The sequence below is a fragment of the Streptomyces albus subsp. albus genome (assembly GCF_000719865.1).
GTDB lineage: Bacteria > Actinomycetota > Actinomycetes > Streptomycetales > Streptomycetaceae > Streptomyces > Streptomyces albus_E.
The window spans coordinates 1-17,023 of record NZ_JOID01000040.1 but is presented as its reverse complement, the minus strand read 5'-3'; the positions used below and the strand labels follow the sequence as shown (position 1 = coordinate 17,023).

The following is a 17,023-nucleotide window of genomic DNA, read 5'->3' as shown; positions in this document are numbered from 1 at the left end:
CGGGCCGCGGTGGGCCCGACCCGGGCCGCGGTGGGCCCGCGCCGGTCGCGGTGCGTCCCCGCAGGCCCCGGCCCCGGGCCCTGGCCGAACGCGGGGTCCCGAGGCCCGGACCCGGACCCGGACCCGGGCCCGGACCCGGATCCGGGGCGGGTCCCGGGCCGGGGGCAGGTCCCTCGGGGCCCGGTCTCCTGGGCTCCGGCCGAGTGGGCTCCGGCCCTGCCCCCAGGCCCCGGGCCCCGGCCGCACTCCGGGTCCCGGGCCGGGAACGGGCCCCGGCCGTGCCCCGAATCCGCCGGCCCGGCTCCGGGCTCCGCCCGCGCCCCCACCCCGGGTTTCGGGCCCGGGCCGGGGCCGCCCTCGTCAGTCCCGGTCCGTGGTGCTCGCTATCCGCCGGGCTATCCGGCGGGCGTCCAGGGCGAGTTCGCGGAGCATGCCGCTGATCGGGTTGGTGTAGCCGGTGAAGTAGAGCCCGGGGGCCCCGGCCGCCGTGCGCGGGCCGTGGACCACGGGCCGGCCGCGGTCGTCCAGGACGCCGAGTTCGCCGACCAGGGACTCCAGGCCGCGGCGGTAGCCGGTGGCCGCGATCACCGCGTCCGGGGAGATGCGCGAGCCGTCGGCGAGCACCACCTTGCCGTGGTCGAACGAGGCCACGGCGGCCACCGGCTCCACGGCCCGTGAGCGCACCGCGTCGACCAGCCCGACGTCCTGCACTGGGATCGCGCCCTCCTTGGCGCGCGAGTACAGCCCGCTGTCCGGGCGCGGCAGCCCGTACTCGGCCAGGTCCGGCAGCGACAGCCGGGCCAGGCCGCGCGCCGCCCGGTCCACCGCGCCGGCCGGCAGCCGGCGGCAGAGGATGCCGGTGCGCTGCGCGGGCCAGCCGGCCGTGGTGCGGCGCACGATGTGCGGCGGGGTGCGGACGGCGAGCCGGACACGGGCGGCGCCGCCCCGGGCCAGCTCGACGGCGATGTCCGCGCCCGTGTTGCCCGTGCCGGCCACCAGGACGTCCCGGCCCGCGTACGGCTCCGCGTTGCGGTACTCGCGGGCGTGCAGCAGTTCGCCGGTGTAGCCGTCGCGTCCCTCCCAGTCCGGGAGGTACGGGGTGTGGTTGAAGCCGGTGGCGATCACGACGTCGCGCGCGGCCAGCCGGCGGCCGCCGGTGGCGTGCAGCAGCCAGCCGGTTTCCGTCCGCTCCACCCGGGACACCTCCACCCCGGTGACGACGTCCAGCCGGTGGTGCCGCGCGTACTCCTCGAGATAGCGGATCACGTCGTCCCGGGCGAGCCAGCGTCCGTAGGCGCGGGGGATGGCCAGGCCGGGGAGGGCGGAGAGCCGGCGGGTGGTGTGCAGGCGCAGGCTGTCGTAGTGCCCGCGCCAGGAGGCGGCGACCGCGTCCGCCTTCTCCAGCACCACGGCCCGTATGCCGCGGCCGGCCAGCGCCGCGGCCGTGGCGAGCCCGCCGGGGCCGCCGCCTATGACGTACACGGGGGAAGTGGTGTTTTCCGGCATGACCGTGAGCGTACCGGTGCATTGACGTGTGTCGGTCAATGGATGCCGGTTCCGTTTTCACCGTTCGGTTGCGGATCGGTCACGGCGGCGGCACTGGAGAGCCGCTGTTGGCCGGATGCGGCGGGACGGCGGAACGTGATTCCGCGATCTCGGGATCTCGGGACCTCGGGGAGAAGGAGTGCCCGGGAGATGTGTGCCCGGGGAGAAGCGCGCTCGGGGAGGGAGGGATGCTGCCCGGGAGAGGCGGGCTCAGGGGTACCGGGGCGCGGCGGGCGCCGGGGTGTGTCGGTTGCCGGAGCGGGCCGCGGCGGGTGCCGGGCCGCTACTTCGCCGGCTTCTTGCCCGTGATGCCCAGATGCACCAGGGTCGTCAGATTGGGCTTCAGTTCGTTCTGCTTGACGCCCCAGCCGGAGAAGCCCTTCTGGTGCGAGGCGACCGCGGCGAGCATCACGACCACCGAACCGGCCATGGCCGCCGGGCTGATGTCCTTGTCGATCCGGCCCTTGGCCTGGAGGTCCTTGACCGTCTCCGTCAGGGAGCCGGTGACCGAGTTGAGGATCTTCATACGGATCTTGCTGAACCGCTTGTCGCCCTCGGCGGCTCCGAGGTCGATGACGCGCAGGATGGCGTCGTTTCTTCGCCAGAAGGTGAGGAAGCCGTCGACGAGTTGCTCCGCCGTCTGGCGGCCGGATTTCCCGGCCCACGACTGGCCCGCCACCAGTCCGGTCAGGGTGCCGGTGCCCTCCTGGGCCACTTCCTCGGCGAGCTCCAGCACGGCGCCCTCGACGTCGGGGAAGTACTGGTAGAAGGTCGCGGGCGAGGTGCCCGCCTTCCGGGCGACGTCGATGACCTTGACGTCCCGGTACGGAGACGACTTGAGCATCTCGCTGAGACAGTCGAGGAGCTTCTGGCGCGTCGCCTGTCCACGGCGTCCGGCCACCCGCCCGTCGACGGTGCGAACTTGTCCTGTCATGTCGTCAGCTTACCGACGGGTGATCGGAGCGCGATCTGGCCGCGGGCAAACGGGGGGCGGCCCCGGAGCGGCCCGCGCCCGCTCTGTCCGGGGGTTTTACCGGTCGGGCCCGGTTGCTCCGTACCGGTGAGAAGCGTTGTCCACAGCCTGTGGACAACCATCCCGGGCTTTCCCGCCACCCTGCTTGCGCCGCCGTTGTCCCCGGCCCGTCCCGCCGGGCGTGACGGGCGGGCCGCGGATAGCCTGACTCCGGCGATATCACAGCGGATCGCCTGATATGGGAGGTATCGGCATCATGGCGTCATTCGCGGAGGGCGTGCCCTGCTGGGCGGACGCCATGCTGCCCGATCTGGAGGCGGGGAAGCGCTTCTACGGGGAGCTCTTCGGCTGGACCTTCGGCACCTCGGACGAGCGGTCCGGCCGTTACACCCAGGCGTACCTCGACGGCGACGCCGTCGCCGCCCTCTTCCCGAAGACGGACGGCCGGATGCCCACCACCTGGGGGATCCACCTCGCCACCCCGGACGCGGCCGCCGTCGCCCGCCGGGTTCGCGAGGCCGGCGGCCAGGTGATCACGGGACCCGTGCCCGTCGGCGACGCCGGGGTGATGGGGCAGGCGGCCGACCCGGGCGGCGCGGTCTTCGGCTTCTGGCAGGCCGGCGAGCACCGGGGGTTCGAGCGGCAGGGCCGGCCCGGCTCCTACGCGTGGACGGAGATGTACACCCGGGACAAGGAAGCCGTGGACCCCTTCTACGAGCGGGTCTTCGGCTACGGGATCCATGACATCGACACCGGTGACGACCTCGACTTCGCCACCTGGTCCCCGGCCGGGGAGCCCGCGAACGAGGAGACGGCGATCGGCGGCCGGTGCGTCATGGACAGCCGTTTCCCGGCCGAGATGCCGCCCTATTTCCTGGTGTACTTCGCCGTCGCGGACTGTGACGAGGCGGTGCGGACGGTGAACCGGCTCGGCGGCCGGTGCGTGTTCGGGCCGATGGACACCCCGTACGGGAGGATCGCGACGGTCGTCGACGACCAGGGCGCGAGTTTCGCCGTCATCGCCCTCGCTGAGCCGGACGCGGGTCCGGAAACGTAAGGAAGGTCACCGGTGGCCGGCAGGCCATGGGCGGCGGGCCATGGGCGGCGGGCCATGGGCGGCGGGCCATGGGCGGCGGGCCATGGGCGGCGGGCCGGGGCGGTGGCCACGGCCCGGCCGCGGCGGCGGCCGCGCCCACGTCCCCACCGGGCGGACCGGGGCGTATCCGCGGTAACCCCGGGCGTTCGGCCGGTCACGCGCTGACCTGTGCGTACAGTGTCGTTCCGGGCGGCCCGACGGCCTCTCACCGGCACCCGTCACGGGGGCGCCGTCCGGCAACGGCGCGGCGGTACGCAGTGATTCGCGGTGTGACACCCCGATTCGGCCCCGGGTTCGCAACCTCCGCGTCCGGCAGGAAGAATCAGGGTGCGTACCCCGGGACCGTTCCCGGTGAGACGCTGCACGGGGCCGGACGACTTCGAGCCCTGACGGGGAGGTGGCAGGCAAGTGGCGGAGCAGCTGACGCAGCACGATCCGAGACGGATCGGCCCGTTCGAGGTTCTCGGGCGGCTCGGCGCCGGCGGCATGGGGCTGGTCTATCTCGCCCGTTCGGCGTCCGGCCGGCGCGTCGCGATCAAGACGGTGCGCACGGAGCTCGCCGAGGACCAGCTGTTCCGGGTGCGTTTCACCCGTGAGGTGGAGGCGGCGCGCGCGGTCAGCGGCTTCTACACGGCGGCGGTCGTGGACGCCGATCCGCACGCGGCCGTGCCGTGGCTCGCCACCGCCTATGTGCCGGCCCCCTCCCTGGAGGAGATCGTGGGGGAGTGCGGCCCGCTGCCGACGCAGGCCGTGCGCTGGCTGGCCGCCGGAGTGGCGGAGGCCCTGCAGTCCATCCACGGGGCCGGGCTCGTGCACCGCGATCTGAAGCCCTCGAACGTGCTGGTCGTCGAGGACGGCCCGCGGGTGATCGACTTCGGTATCGCCTCCGGCGCCTCCAACACCCGGCTGACGATGACGAACGTGGCCGTCGGCACCCCCGCCTACATGTCGCCGGAGCAGGCGCGGGACTCCCGCAGCGTCACCGGCGCGAGTGACATCTTCTCGCTGGGCTCCATGCTCGTCTTCGCCGCCACCGGCCACGCGCCGTACCACGGCGCCAACCCCGTCGAGACCGTCTTCATGCTGCTCCGCGAGGAGCCCGACCTGGAGGGGCTGCCGGACGACCTGCGGCCGCTCATCGAGTCCTGCATGCAGACCGAGATCGACCGGCGGCCCAGCCCGGCCGACCTCCAGTCGCAGCTCGCGCCGCACCTCTTCGCCTCCGGCAGCGACGACAGCGGCACCGCCTCGGCCTGGCTGCCCGCGCAGGCCGTCTCCCTGATCGAACAGCGGCGCGGCGGACGGCCCGCGCCCGCGGCGAGCGCCGGAGGCGGCGCCCGGGACCACGGCCGGGGTACGGGCCGGCGGGACGGCTCCGGGCAGCGCCCCTGGCAGTCCGGCGACGGCCGGGGCGCCGGTGGCGCCGCCGGCGCCGGCTCCCCGTCCGCGGACGACCCGCGCGGCGGACCGGGGGCGCAGGCCGTGCCCGCCGCACGGCCGGCCGCCGGCGTCCCCATCGGCCCGGGCGGGCCCTCGGCCGTCAGCCGGGTGTCCGGTGACCCGCGCGGAGCGCGGCCGGACGGCGGGCACGCCGCGCATCCCCAGCCCTCCCACGTCCAGCCCTCCCACGCCCAGTCCTCCCACGCCCAGCCCGGCGGCGCGCACCCGGGCGGTGCCGGGCGGCACGCCGCCGCGTACGGCGGTGACGGCGCGGCGCACGGCGGTGACGGCGGCGTACGGCTCGCCGGTTCGCAGGTGCCGATCGGGCCGGGCCCCCGCGCCGCCGACGCGCGCGACGCGCAGGCGCGGGGTGACGCCGGTCCCGCCACCGGCTGGGTGCGGCCGCCGGGCGGGGTGCCCGCCCCGCCCGTCACCGCGCCCCCCGTCCCGCGGAACGCCCCGCCCGCCGGGCCTCCCGGCGTACCGCCGCAGCAGGGGCCGGGCGGCCCGGAGCGCGCCGCGGCCGACGGGCACTGGCGCCCCTGGCGTTTCCGGATGTCGAACGACGTGTGGGGCACCCCGGTCGTCGTCGACGACCTGCTGTACGTCACCTCCTTCGAGGTGCACGCCCTCGACGTGGCCACCGGGCGCCGCCAGTTCAAGACCCGCGAGGTCGCCTGGTCGATGGACGTGGCCGACGGCCGCATCCACGCCTCCGACGGGCCGACCCTCTACGCGCTCGACGCCAAGAACGGCACCGAGCTGTGGCGCGCCCCCACCGACGGCTGGGCGTACACGCTCGTGACGGACCGCGGCACCGTCGTCACCGCCACCCGCGGTGGCGGGGTGCAGGCCTGGGAGGCCGCGAGCGGCGAGCGGCTGTGGGAACTGACCGGCGCGCAGAGCGACTTCGAGACCCCGGAGGCCGGGCCGGTCATCCACGACGGTGTGGTCTACGTGTGGTCGGACGCGCGGCTGCGCGCCCTGGAGGCCCGTACCGGCGCCGAGCGGTGGTCCTACCCGGTCGGTGACGCGGCCTCCTGCGGCGGGGTGCCGGTGCGGCTGCTGCCCGCGCCCGACGGCTCCGTCTACATCTGCGCCGGTACGCGCGTGCTGGCGGTCGACATCGCCAGGGGTGACGTGCGCTGGCGGTTCGAGGCGCCCGCGGCCTTCCTCTGCCCGCCCGCCTTCGCGCCGGGCCCGGCGATCACCGGCGGCGGCGTCTACGTCGCCGACTACCTCGGCACCGTCTACGCCCTCGACGCGGCGGACGGCCGCGACCGGTGGCGGATCGCCACCGAGGCCCGGCAGTCCACCGCCCCGGTGCTGGCCGCGAACGGCTCGCTGCACGTGGGCAGCGGCAGCGCCCTCTACACGCTCGACGCGGTCACCGGCGCCCCCAAGTGGCGGTTCGCGGCGCAGGGCGAGGTCATCGGGGCGCCGGTCGTCGCCGACGGCCGGGTGCACTTCGGCTCGGCGGACCACTGCCTCTACACGCTGGACGCGGGCGGCGGCGCGCTGCGCTGGAAGCTGGCGACCGGCGGGGAGATCACCGGGGCGCCGGTGGCGGTGAACGGCGTCGTCTACGCCTGCAGCAAGGACCGCTGCGTGTACGCGCTGGACGCCCAGAAGGGCACGGGTCTGGCGAGGGCGCCGCAGCGCTGAGTCCGCGGCGGAGGCCCGCGGCCGGGCGTCCGGGGGAGCGCCGTCCCGGACGTCAACGCCCCTGGTCCGGAGGACGGTTGAGCGTCGGCACCGGCTGTGACAAGGCTGTGACGGCCTCCGGACGGGATCGGTCTCTCCGCCCGCCGGGACCTTGCTAGCGTGGCGTGCACTCATCAAGGCGGCCCGCGGTCCCGGCAGTGATCCGGCCGTGCCGCCACGCCAGGTTCAGTACACGGGGGTTGGAAGCATGCAGCTTCGTCATGTCCGGGCAGTCGCCGTCTGCGCACTCGTGATCGTCGCCCTGACCGGAGCGCGCGGCTCCAGGGGCGGCGGCGGTGGCTGCGACGACAACAGCAGCGGCAGCAGCGGTTCGCACAGCAGCAGCGGCGGTTCGTACGGCGACAGCGGCTCCTCGTCCTCGGGCGGCAGCAGCGTCAGCGGGGTCACCAGCGGCGGCAGCGGCGGCAACCGCTCCGCCCTGCGGGACATCACCATCGACACCTGCGGCTTCGACGCCTCCGGCAAGAACATGACCGCCACCCTGAGCGTCGACAACAGCACGGGCTCGGTGGACTACGAGTACGACATCACCGTCGTCTTCCAGGAGACGAGCGGCACCACGGCGGGCACCGCCCGGGTCGACGACTTCTCGGTGCCGGCGGGGCGGACGGGGAAGACCGACGCCTCCACGCCGTACACCGGCTCCGGTGACGGCTCCGAGGTCACCAAGTGCCATGTGAAGCGCGCGAGCCGCAGCAACTTCTGACCCGGCCGCGGCGAGCCGGTACAACGACGAGGGCCGAGCCGTCGCGGCTCGGCCCTCGCGCATGGGGTCACGGACCCGGTGCTACTGGGTGGGGAACACCGTGGTGTGGTTGTCCTGGGGAGTCGCCGGGCCACCCGTCGTATGGTTGTCGGCGGCCGCCGGCGCCGCCGCTGCGAGAGCCAGGGCCGCTGCCGCGGCGCAGGCCATGAGCAGCCTCTTGGTGCGTGTCATTCGTTCTCCTTCATCAGGGGTGGCAACGCGTTTTTGCCCCCACGGAGGGTCGGCTTGATGGAAATCCTCCGACCTTGGCTGAATTCTGCCGAAGCATGACCAAAGAGGCGGTCGCCTTGGAAAAGTGGCTGGAAAAGCGACGGCCGCGGCGGCTCCCCCTCCGCGCCGCCGCGGCCGTTCCCCCGGATCCCCCGGTCCCCCGTCGGTATCGTCTAGTCCTTCTCGTCACCCGTCGCGTGGTTGTCCTGGGTGGTGAGGTCGCCGCCCGTCGCGTGGTTGTCCTGCGGGGTGAGGTCACCGCCGCCCGTGGCGTGGTTGTCCAGCGGCTTCAGGTCGCCCGACTTGCTCTTCGGCGTCTTCTCGACGGTCATGGCAGGTACTCCGTTCGTCCGTAGCCAGGGGCCGAATGACCCGTCCGGCAACTCCCCCGACGGTTGCCGGACGGGTCCTCAGGGCCGCTCACCCCGTGCGGGGTGGCGCTACCTGACCGGACCGCCTGCCCCCCGTTGCGGCGATCCGGCATGACTCAAGCATCGCCGGAAGCGATGAACGATCGATAAACGTTCGCTGCAACCCTCGCCGCAACCCTTGCCGCGGCGCTTCGGCCCGTGGTCGCGCGGCCCCTCCGGGCCGGGTTGCGCGGACCTCCGGGCCGTGATCGCGCGGCTCTCCGGCCCGGGTTGAGCGGTCCTCGGGCCCGTGGTCGCGTGACCGTACGGCCCCGGGGCTCGCGGCCCTCCGGCCCCGGGTCGCCGGGGCCGTGGTTACGCGGCCGGGGCGAGCGGCTGGAGAAGCCCGCGCACCTCGGTGGCCTCGGGAGAACCGAGCTGCTCGTAGACCCCCAGGGCCTCCTGCCAGCAGACCCGTGCGCGGTCGTGCTGCCCGATGCCGTTGAGGGCCCGGCCCAGCAGCGTCAGGGCGTTGGCCCTGCGCCACTCGCCGCCGACACCGCGGAGCACCGCGAGCGCCTGTTCGGCGAGGCTGGCCGCCTGTCCCGGCTTCCCGGCAGCCAACTGGAGCTCCGCGAGCCGGAAGTGGGTCATGCCCTCCCACAGGCGCTGGCGGCTGGTGCGGAAGATGGCGAGCGCCTCGGTCAGCTCCCGGTGGGCCTGCTCGAACCGGCCGGCCCGGGTCAGGGCGAGGCCGAGGGCGTACTTGCCGTTCGCCAGCCGCATGGCCACGCCCTGCCGGCGGTAGATGGCCACGGCCCGTTCGGCGAGCGCCACGGCGCTGTCGACCCGGCCGGTGTTGAGATGGGTCCGGGACAGATTGCTGAGCGCGCTGGCCGCCGAGGTCTCGTTGCCGTCGGCGAGGAAGGCGTCCAGCGCCTGCTGGAGGTACGCCTCCGCGTCCTCGTGGCGGTTCTCGTAGATCGCGATGATCGCGCGGTCGTTGGGCGCGTAGCCGGCGGACACCGGGTCGCCCACGAGGGCTCCGGTCTCCATGGCGTTCCTGGCCTGCTCCTCGGCCTCGGCGAAACGGCCCGCCAGGCTGTACATGTTGGTCAGCGCGGTGCTCGCCCGCGCCTCCGCCTGCCGGTCGCCGGCGGCGCGCGCCGCGTCGCGCAGGGCCACGGTCGCCTGTTCGTAGGCGCGGGAGTCCGCACCCGACTCGGCGAGGTCCTTGGCCAGCATGAGGAGGTCCACGGCGCGCCGCAGCGCGGCCTCGCCCGTGGACTGGTGCGCGCACGCGAGCAGGCAGCGGGCCTCGGAGAACAGCCACTCGAGGGCCGTGTCGCGGTCGGCGAACGTCAGACCGCGGTGAGCGGTGGGCGCCGCGTGGGCGAGGATGCGGTCGCCCGGCCGCTCCAGCGCGTACATCTCGGCGGCGGTGGCCAGATAGAAGTCCAGCAGGCGCGACAGCGCCGCCTCCCGCTCCGACGGCGGGTGTTCGTCCCGCTCGGCGCACGCACGCGCGTAGAGCCGGACGAGGTCGTGGAAGCGGTAGCGGCCCGGGGCGGCGGATTCGAGCAGCGAGGTGTCGACCAGGGACTCCAGCAGCTCTTCCGTCTCGTACGGGTCGAGATCCAGCATCGCGGCGGCCGCCGCCAGGGAGATGTCCGGGCCGTCGGCGAGGCCCAGCAGGCGGAAGGCGCGGGCCTGCTGGGGTTCGAGCTGGCTGTAGCCGAGTTCGAAGGTGGCCTTGACGGCCAGGTCGCCGGCCTGGAGCTCGTCGAGGCGGCGCCGTTCGTCGCCCAGCTTCGCGGCGAGGACGGAGACCGTCCAGGTGCGGCGGGAGGCGAGGCGGGAGGCGGCGATGCGGATGGCCAGCGGCAGGAAGCCGCAGGCGGCGACCACGTCCAGGGCCGCTTCCCGCTCGGCCGCGACCCGTTCCACACCGACGATCTTCGTGAAGAGCTGGAGGGCCTCCTCCGGGCTCATCACGTCCAGGTCCACCAAGTGCGCCCCGGCCAGGTCCACCATCCGCACCCGGCTGGTGACCAGCGCGGCGCAGCCCTCGGTGCCCGGCAGCAGTGGCCGGACCTGGGCGGCGTCGCGGGCGTTGTCGAGCAGGACGAGCACCCGGCGGCCGTCCAGCACCGAGCGGTACAGCGCGGAGCGCTCGTCGAGGGACTTCGGGATGGCGGAGTCGGAGCAGCCCAGGGAGCGCAGGAACGAGCCGAGGACGGCCTCGGGCTCGGCCGGGCGCGGGCCGGCGCCCTGCAGGTCGACGTACAGCTGGCCGTCGGGGAAGCGCTCGCGGGCGGCGTGGGCGACGTGCACGGCCAGGGTCGTCTTGCCGACGCCGCCGATGCCCGCGACGGCGGAGACCGCCATGACCCGTCCCTCGGCGGTCGCCAACTGCTCGCTCAGCTCGCCGACGAAGGAGACACGACCGGTGAAGTCCGATACCGCGGCGGGCAGTTGCGCCGGACGGACCACGGAGCGCGAGGACCGGCCGCCGGTGTCGCCGGTGTCGCCGGAGTCTCCGGTGTCGTACGCCGTGGGGGCGTCCAGGCCGCCGTCGGCCTCCAGGATGCCCTGGTGCAGCTCCTGGAGCTCGCCGGACGGGTCGACGCCCAGCTCCTCGGCGAGCAGCCGGCGCGTGTCGGCGTAGACGGCGAGCGCCTCGGCCTGCCGGCCGCCGCGGTAGAGGGCCAGCATGAGCTGGGCGCGCAGCCGTTCGCGCAGCGGGTACTCGGCGGTGAGGGCGGTCAGCTCGGAGATGACCTCGGCGTGCCGGCCGGCCTCCAGGTCCAGGTCGATCCGGGACTCGGTGAGCTGGAGCCGCCACTCCGCGAGGCGGCTCCGCTGCCCCTCGGCGTACGGGCCGGGCAGGCCGGCCAGCGGCTCGCCGTCCCACAGGTCGAGGGCGGCGGCCAGCAGATCGCGGGCCGAGCGGCGGTCGCCGTTGTGCCGGGCCTTCTCGGCCTTCTGGGCGTACTCCTCGGCGACGGCCAGGTCGAGACCGCCGGGGGCGACCCGGATCGCGTAGCCCCCGGACTCGCTCACGAGGGTGGTCCCGGCCTCCGGCCCGAAGGACTTGCGCAGCCGGGAGGCGTAGGTGCGCAGGGCGGCGAGGGCCGCGTCCGGCGGCTCCTCGCCCCACAGGGCGTCGACCAGCTCGGCGGCGGTGGCGGTGCGGCCTCGGCGCAGCAACAGGGCGGCGAGCAGGGCGCGTTGCTGGGGGGAGCCGGCGGACAGCTGCTCCTCCCCGCGCCATGCCCGTACGGGACCGAGCACCGTGAAGCGCAGGGTGCCCGTTCCGCTGTCACCGTCCATCGCTGCCCCCTGCTGTCAGAGTTGTCCCGCGCACAGGTCAGTTTGCCTTGCTCGTGACTCCGGCGTCAGTAGAGGCGTCAGGTCTCCACAAGGCTCGTACAGGCACCGGGAGTTCGTACACCTGACACATCGTCGGGCAAGCCTGTCACAGGCGGTGGCCGGTCCGTGGCCCGGGGTGAGATGACGGGTACGCGGGCAGCGGTAGGTGAACTTCCGGTTACCCCACTCTGGTCGACACGGGCGCCGGGCGCCACCGTGCGAATCCGGCCACCGGCGCCGGATGCCGGTGCGCTGGATCGCCGGGCCGGATGCCGCGGTGCCGGACCGCCCCCCGGGGGACGGTTCGGGGACGCCGCTTTCGGTACGGGCCGGCGTATCGACATCCGGCGGCGGCCGGGGTGGGATGGCGTCATGGCGGAGACCGGGCGGCGCAGACGTGCGGGATACGACGGGACGGGTCCCGGGGCGATCACCCCGGACGGCTGCGCGGTGGAGCTCTACGAACGGCTGCCGGTGGGGGACGAACCGGAGATCGTCGGACGGCTGGTGCCCGCCGGAGCTCACATCCTCGAACTGGGCTGCGGCGCGGGCCGGGTGACGCACGCACTGCTGGCCCGCGGGTTCACCGTCACGGCCGTCGACGAGTCACCCGAGATGCTGGAGCGGGTGCGGGGCGCGCGCACGGTCTGCTCGCCGATCGAGGACCTGGACCTGGGTGCCCGGTTCGGCGTGGTGATGCTGGCCTCGTTCCTGGTTCACGCCGGGGACCCCGAGGTGCGGCAGGGGCTGCTGCGCACCTGCCGGCGCCATGTCGCCGAGGACGGGGTGGTGCTGATCCAGCGCGAGCCGGCGGACGCGCACACCCGGGTGCCCCGGGAGCGGAGGCTCGCCGGAGGGGGCGTCGTCCGCGTCGTCGCGGCCGAGCCGGCCGGCCCCGGTGTGAACGCGATCCGCTGCGAGTACGACTTCCCGGACGCGCGCTGGACCCAGACGTTCCTGTCCCGCCCGCTGGCCCCGCGGGAGTTCGAGGAGGCGCTGGCCGGGGCGGGACTGGCCGTGGAGTCGTACGCGACGGAGGACGGCACCTGGGTCCGTGCGGTGCCGTCCGGTGCCGAAGGGCCTGCCGGGTCGGCCGGTACGGCGGGCCGGGGCGTCTGACCCGGGGTTGTCCGTCCGGGCCCGGGTCAGCGCCCGGCGCCGATGAGCTTCCGCAGCGCCTGTGGGCTCGGGGCCTTCCGGGCGAAGCCGTCGCGGCCGCCGTGGCCGTTCCGCGCCGGCAGCGCCGGCTTGAACGGGCGGGAGGACGCCGACGGCAGCCCCGGGCGGGACGAGCGGGACGTCCGGGACGGCAGCGACGGCAGCCCCGGGCGGGACGAGCGGGACGTCCGGGACAGGAGCGGTCCGCGTCCGCGCCTGCCGCGCGGAACCCCGGGGGAGCGGGTGCTCCCACCCGCCTTCAGCCGGCCCTTCAGGCCCGCGGCGGCGCCGCTCAGCTTCCCGGACGCGGCGGAGGCGGTGCGCGAGGCCGTGCCGGACGCGGCGGAGGCGGTGCGTGCAGCCGTGCCGGATGCCACGGCGGCGGTGCGGGCGGCGGTCGTGGACGCCGCCTTCGAGGCGGCCTTCACCTGCGGCTTCACCGTGGCGGTCGTACCGCGCACCGCCTTGGAGGCCGCGGCGGACGTGGCCTTGGCCTGGGTCTTCACCGGCGCGGTGGCGGCGTGCAGGGTCTTCGAGGCGGCCTTGGAGGTGCCCTTGGCCCGGGTCTTCACCGGCAGCACCGGAGCCGTGCGCCGGACGCGCGGCCGCTTGCCGGCGGCCAGGGCGGTGCGCCGGACGAGATTCATCTCGCGGCGGGCGGTGTGGGCGGCGTGCTGTGCGCGCCAGTTCAGCGAGGGCCGGCTGCCGATGTCGGCCGCGGCGGCCAGCAGCCCGCCGAGCAGCGACGCGTTCCTCAGGAAGTCCATCCGCTGCTTGGCCCGCTCCTCCGGGTCCTCGGCCTCCCAGAAGCGGTGTCCCGCCAGGGTCGTCGGGACGAGACTGCCGGCGAGGGCCAGCGCGGACAGCCGGGGGAACTTGCCGAGCCCCAGCAGGACGCCGGCCCCGATGTGGACCGCGCTGTTGATCCGTACGGCCTGCTCGGTGTTCTCCAGGGGGAGATTGACGCGTTCCGTGATCGGTCCGACCACGGTCTCGGCGGCCGGGGCCACGGCTTCCGGATTGCGCATCGTGTTGATGCCGCTGTAGACGAAGTAGGAGGCCAACAAGGGGCGGGCGATCCATCGCAGAGCACTCATGCGCTACCCGGTGCCCGCCCCCGGCCACGTCATGCACATTAATGCTCCACTTGGACGAACGCGGCGCAACGGGGACGGACTGGGAGCGGGCTGGGAGCGGACCGGGACGCGCCGGGAGTGGTCCGGGACGTACCGGGGCGCACCGGGACGTACCGGGAGCGAAGGGTGCGGAACCGGCCCGGGCCGGTTCATCCCCGGCCGGCCGGAGGCGGTCCCGGCCGCTCCCGTGGCGGCTCCGCGGCCGGCCGCCCGACGCCGGGGCGCTCGGGCTGCCCTGCCCTGCCCGCTCCGTTTGGCTCGCTCCGTCGCTCCGCCCGGCTCGCGCCGCGCGGCCCGCTCCGCCCGGTGCCCTCCGTCCCGCCCCCTCCGTGCGGCCTGTTCCCGCGAGGAACCCCGGGCGCGCCCTGGAGGCAGCGCATCCTCCGGCTCCCGGCCGCGCGGCGGTCCGGGAGTCTCCTCGCATCCGTTCGCGTGCCCGCACGGCACGAACCGGCCTGCCGGCGAGAGGGCTCAGAGGCTGCCGGCCGGGCGGATGCGGCCGGGCCCGTCCCGGCCCGGGGCCCCGTCAACGGTCCCGTACCGCGGCCCCGCGGTGGCTGTGACGCCGGGCGCGGAGGCCGGCCGCGCAGGAGCCTGAACCGGTGCGACCGGCCGAGCCGGCAAGCTCCGTCCGTTCATCGCTGGGAAGCCGGCTCCCCGCCGAGGAACACCGGGTTGGTCATGGCCGCCATCGGGCCCGGGAGCCCGGAGGCTCCGCCGTCCGCCGCCGGGTGCCGCACCTCGGCCCGTACATAGGCCGCGTAGCCGGGAGTGGTCCGCCACTCGACGGTGCCCGTGCCGGAGGCCGGCAGGTGCGCGGCGTACAGCTGCCCCTGGTCGGTGATGAGCCGCACCGTGCGGCCGGGAGCGCCCGAGACCTCCAGCCGGGCGGTCACCTCCGCGTCCGGGGCGGCGCGCAGCCGCTCCCCGATGCCCGCGTGCCGGCCGCGGCCGTCGGTCACGGAGAAGGACAGGCCGATCTCCGAGGACTCCGCGATCCAGCAGCGGCCCGCCCGGATGCCGTCCAGGACCGCCTCCCGCGACAGGTCCTCGGCCAGCACCACGGTCTGCGGCAGGCCCACGTCCTGGCCCTCGCGGTGGGCGTCGCTGTTGCCGATCGCGGGGAGCCAGCCGGGACCGGCGGGCGCCGGGCGCGGACCGGGGCGCGGGCCCGTATCCGAGGCGCGGCCGGAGCCTAGGTGCCGGGCCCGGCCGTGGGCGGCGACGAGGGCACTGTCCCACGCGGCGATCGTCACCTCGTCGTCCGGGGTGAACGGGCCGTTCCAGACCTCCACCGCGTCCGCCTCCCCGAAGCCGAACTTCCAGTTGCAGCCGACACAGGTGGCGTGCGGATGGGCGGGCACCACCAGGCCGCCGGCCCGCCGGATCCGCGCGGCGTACCGGCCGAAGACGTTGTCGCGCGCCCGGTAGCGCCAGTCGACGAAGGTGCCCGGCTCGATGCCGAGGGCCAGGACGTGGCCGTTGCGGGTGGTGACCTCCTCACCGGCCAGGATCAGCAGATCGTCGCCCCACAGTCCCTCCCAGGCGGCGTGCCCGGAGTGGGTGTTGTGCTCGGTGGTCGTGATGAAGTCCAGCCCGGCGGCCCGCGCCGCGGCGGCCACCTCCGCCGGGGTGCGCCGGCCGTCGGAGTACACGGTGTGCAGATGGCAGTCGCCGCGGTACCAGGCCCGCCCGCGCCCCTTCGCCCGCCGCGGCGGATACACCGGCCGCGGCGTCTCGCCCGGCGGACCGGGCCGCAGCGTGACGGTGACCTCGTACTCCAGGCCCTGCGGGGCGACGGTGTACGGGGCGAGCACCACCTGCCAGGTGCCCGGCCGCACGGGACCGGGCAGATAGCCCGGGGTGGCCCGCTCCGCGCTGATCGCGAACTCCGTGCGGAACCCGCCCGACCAGCCCCGGAAACCGCGGCCGCCGGGCGCGGTGCCGCGCTCGTCGAAGATGCCGATGTCGAGGGCGTTGCCGGGCGTTCCGGCGGGCACGGACGGCTTGTCGTAGCGGTACGAGACGGCGAGTTCGCGAATGCCCTCGGGGACCTCCACCGGGACGTAGACGTAGTCGGGCGCCCCGGGTTCCAGGCGGCCCCGGACGGTGCGCGTCTCCGCGCCGCCCTGCCCGGTGGCGTCCCCGGCCGCGGCGTCCCCGGCCGCACCGGCGCCCGTGCCGCCGGGGGCGCCGGCGGCCGAGGCGGGGGCGGCCGCGCCCGTCGCCGTCAGGGCGGCCGCCGCCCCCGTCGCGGCGGACGCCCGCAGCAGCCCGCGCCGCCCGAGGGCCCTGCTGTCGCGCTCCCGGTCCCGGTCGTCCTCCACCATGCGGATGCCCCCTGAAGTCGGCGGTGTGGTGCGGTCGGTGGTGCTCTGCGGTGCGCGGTGCGATGCGGTGTGGTGCGGTCGGTGGTGCTGTGCGGTGCGCGGCGCGGTGCGGTGTGGTGCGGTCGGTCGCGCGGTGCGGCTGCGCGGTGCGGTGCGGGTGGCCGTCCGTTGGCGTGCGCGTTCGGCTGGGCGGTGGTGCGGTGGTGCGGTGGCACGACCGTGCCGTGTACGACCGGGCGGTGCGGGGTGCCGACCGCGATGACCGGCCGTTCCCCGGTGCGGCCCGGACCACATCCGCGTCCCGGCCCCCCGGGCCCGGGTCAGGAGGATCCCGTACCCCGTGTCCCGGGCGTCAGGATTCCGAACCCGTGCCCCGGGCGTCAGGATCGCGGATCCGGGGCCCCGAAGTCACGACCCCGACCCTGGTGGCGAGCCGTGAACAGCCACCCAACGCAAAGCCGGTGGCTGCTTTCACTCCGGTGAGGTCCCGGTGTCCCGTGCCCGGCTTCCGCCCGTGCTTCGCTTCGCCCGGCCATGCCCGCGGCTCGGATTCGCGGCCCCGCCGCCGTGCGGGTGCCGACCGGCGCGGGGGCGGAGAGTGCCGATGCCGTCGGCCCGGCCCCGTCCGTGCTCCGCTTGTGCCCGTGGCCCCGTGGCCCCGTGGCCCCGTGGCCCCGTGGCCCCGTGGCCCCGGGAATCTGAACTCCCGGTCCGGCCGCACCGAGCCGCTTCCGTCCCACCGGTGTCCCACCCGGGGGACCGAGCCGCTCCCGCTCACCGTTGGGCCGTGCCCGCCCGGGCCGAGCCGCCCCGCGCCACCGGAGCCCCACCTGGCGACCGAGTGGCCCCCGCGCGCCTTCCGGCCGTGCCCGCCCGGGCCGAGCCCGCCCCGCCCCGCCCCGCCCCGGGCTGGGCCCGGGCC

At 75.4% G+C, this 17,023-nt stretch carries 11 protein-coding genes; 4 read left to right on the top strand and 7 right to left on the bottom strand.

Annotated features, from left to right (window positions below; translation table 11 throughout):
* Window positions 1–360 precede the first annotated feature (360 nt).
* On the bottom strand, window positions 361–1,506 hold the full coding sequence (locus tag IF83_RS0127470) for a flavin-containing monooxygenase (protein ID WP_037681687.1): 1,146 nt from the start codon (window positions 1,504–1,506) through the stop codon (window positions 361–363).
* Window positions 1,507–1,828: 322 nt separating this feature from the next.
* Window positions 1,829–2,479, bottom strand: coding sequence for a TetR family transcriptional regulator (locus IF83_RS0127465; RefSeq protein WP_030548722.1), 651 nt, complete (start codon window positions 2,477–2,479; stop codon window positions 1,829–1,831).
* A gap of 295 nt (window positions 2,480–2,774) precedes the next feature.
* Between IF83_RS0127465 and IF83_RS0127460 the strand changes: the two genes are divergently transcribed.
* The 3 genes from IF83_RS0127460 (at window position 2,775) to IF83_RS0127450 (ending at window position 7,485) form a co-directional block, all read left to right on the top strand.
* Entirely contained in the window at window positions 2,775–3,575 is an 801-nt protein-coding gene (locus tag IF83_RS0127460) for a VOC family protein (protein WP_030548720.1), read from the top strand.
* Window positions 3,576–4,022: 447 nt separating this feature from the next.
* A complete protein-coding gene (locus IF83_RS32640; protein ID WP_030548718.1) occupies window positions 4,023–6,719 on the top strand; it encodes an outer membrane protein assembly factor BamB family protein in 2,697 nt (898 codons plus the stop codon).
* Window positions 6,720–6,966: 247 nt separating this feature from the next.
* Window positions 6,967–7,485, top strand: a complete 519-nt coding sequence (locus IF83_RS0127450) for a hypothetical protein (RefSeq protein ID WP_030548716.1) — start codon at window positions 6,967–6,969, stop codon at window positions 7,483–7,485.
* A gap of 81 nt (window positions 7,486–7,566) precedes the next feature.
* Here the strand turns inward: IF83_RS0127450 and IF83_RS33910 are convergent, their stop codons facing one another.
* The 3 genes from IF83_RS33910 to IF83_RS0127435 all read right to left on the bottom strand — a co-directional run bounded on the left by IF83_RS33910 (window position 7,567) and on the right by IF83_RS0127435 (window position 11,438).
* Window positions 7,567–7,716 (bottom strand): hypothetical protein, encoded by a 150-nt coding sequence (locus tag IF83_RS33910; RefSeq protein ID WP_158711120.1) that lies wholly within the window; start codon window positions 7,714–7,716, stop codon window positions 7,567–7,569.
* 212 nt (window positions 7,717–7,928) lie between these two features.
* The gene (locus IF83_RS33435) at window positions 7,929–8,087 is read right to left on the bottom strand and encodes a sigma-like protein (protein ID WP_107046899.1); all 159 of its coding nucleotides are present in this window, start codon (window positions 8,085–8,087) and stop codon (window positions 7,929–7,931) included.
* A 393-nt stretch (window positions 8,088–8,480) separates the two neighbouring features.
* A complete protein-coding gene (locus IF83_RS0127435; protein ID WP_030548714.1) occupies window positions 8,481–11,438 on the bottom strand; it encodes an AfsR/SARP family transcriptional regulator in 2,958 nt (985 codons plus the stop codon).
* 411 nt (window positions 11,439–11,849) lie between these two features.
* On the opposite strand from IF83_RS0127435, the gene IF83_RS0127430 reads away from it, so the two are divergent.
* The gene (locus IF83_RS0127430; RefSeq protein WP_030548713.1) at window positions 11,850–12,596 is read left to right on the top strand and encodes a class I SAM-dependent methyltransferase; all 747 of its coding nucleotides are present in this window, start codon (window positions 11,850–11,852) and stop codon (window positions 12,594–12,596) included.
* Between the two features lie 26 nt (window positions 12,597–12,622).
* Here IF83_RS0127430 and IF83_RS35145 read toward each other — a convergent pair whose 3' ends face one another.
* Both IF83_RS35145 and IF83_RS0127420 read right to left on the bottom strand, forming a co-directional pair.
* Window positions 12,623–13,732, bottom strand: a complete 1,110-nt coding sequence (locus IF83_RS35145; protein ID WP_244177233.1) for a DoxX family protein — start codon at window positions 13,730–13,732, stop codon at window positions 12,623–12,625.
* 674 nt (window positions 13,733–14,406) lie between these two features.
* Window positions 14,407–16,101 carry a CehA/McbA family metallohydrolase gene (locus tag IF83_RS0127420; protein WP_051723473.1) on the bottom strand — a complete coding sequence of 565 codons (1,695 nt, stop codon included), beginning with the start codon at window positions 16,099–16,101 and terminating at the stop codon, window positions 14,407–14,409.
* Window positions 16,102–17,023: the final 922 nt, after the last annotated feature.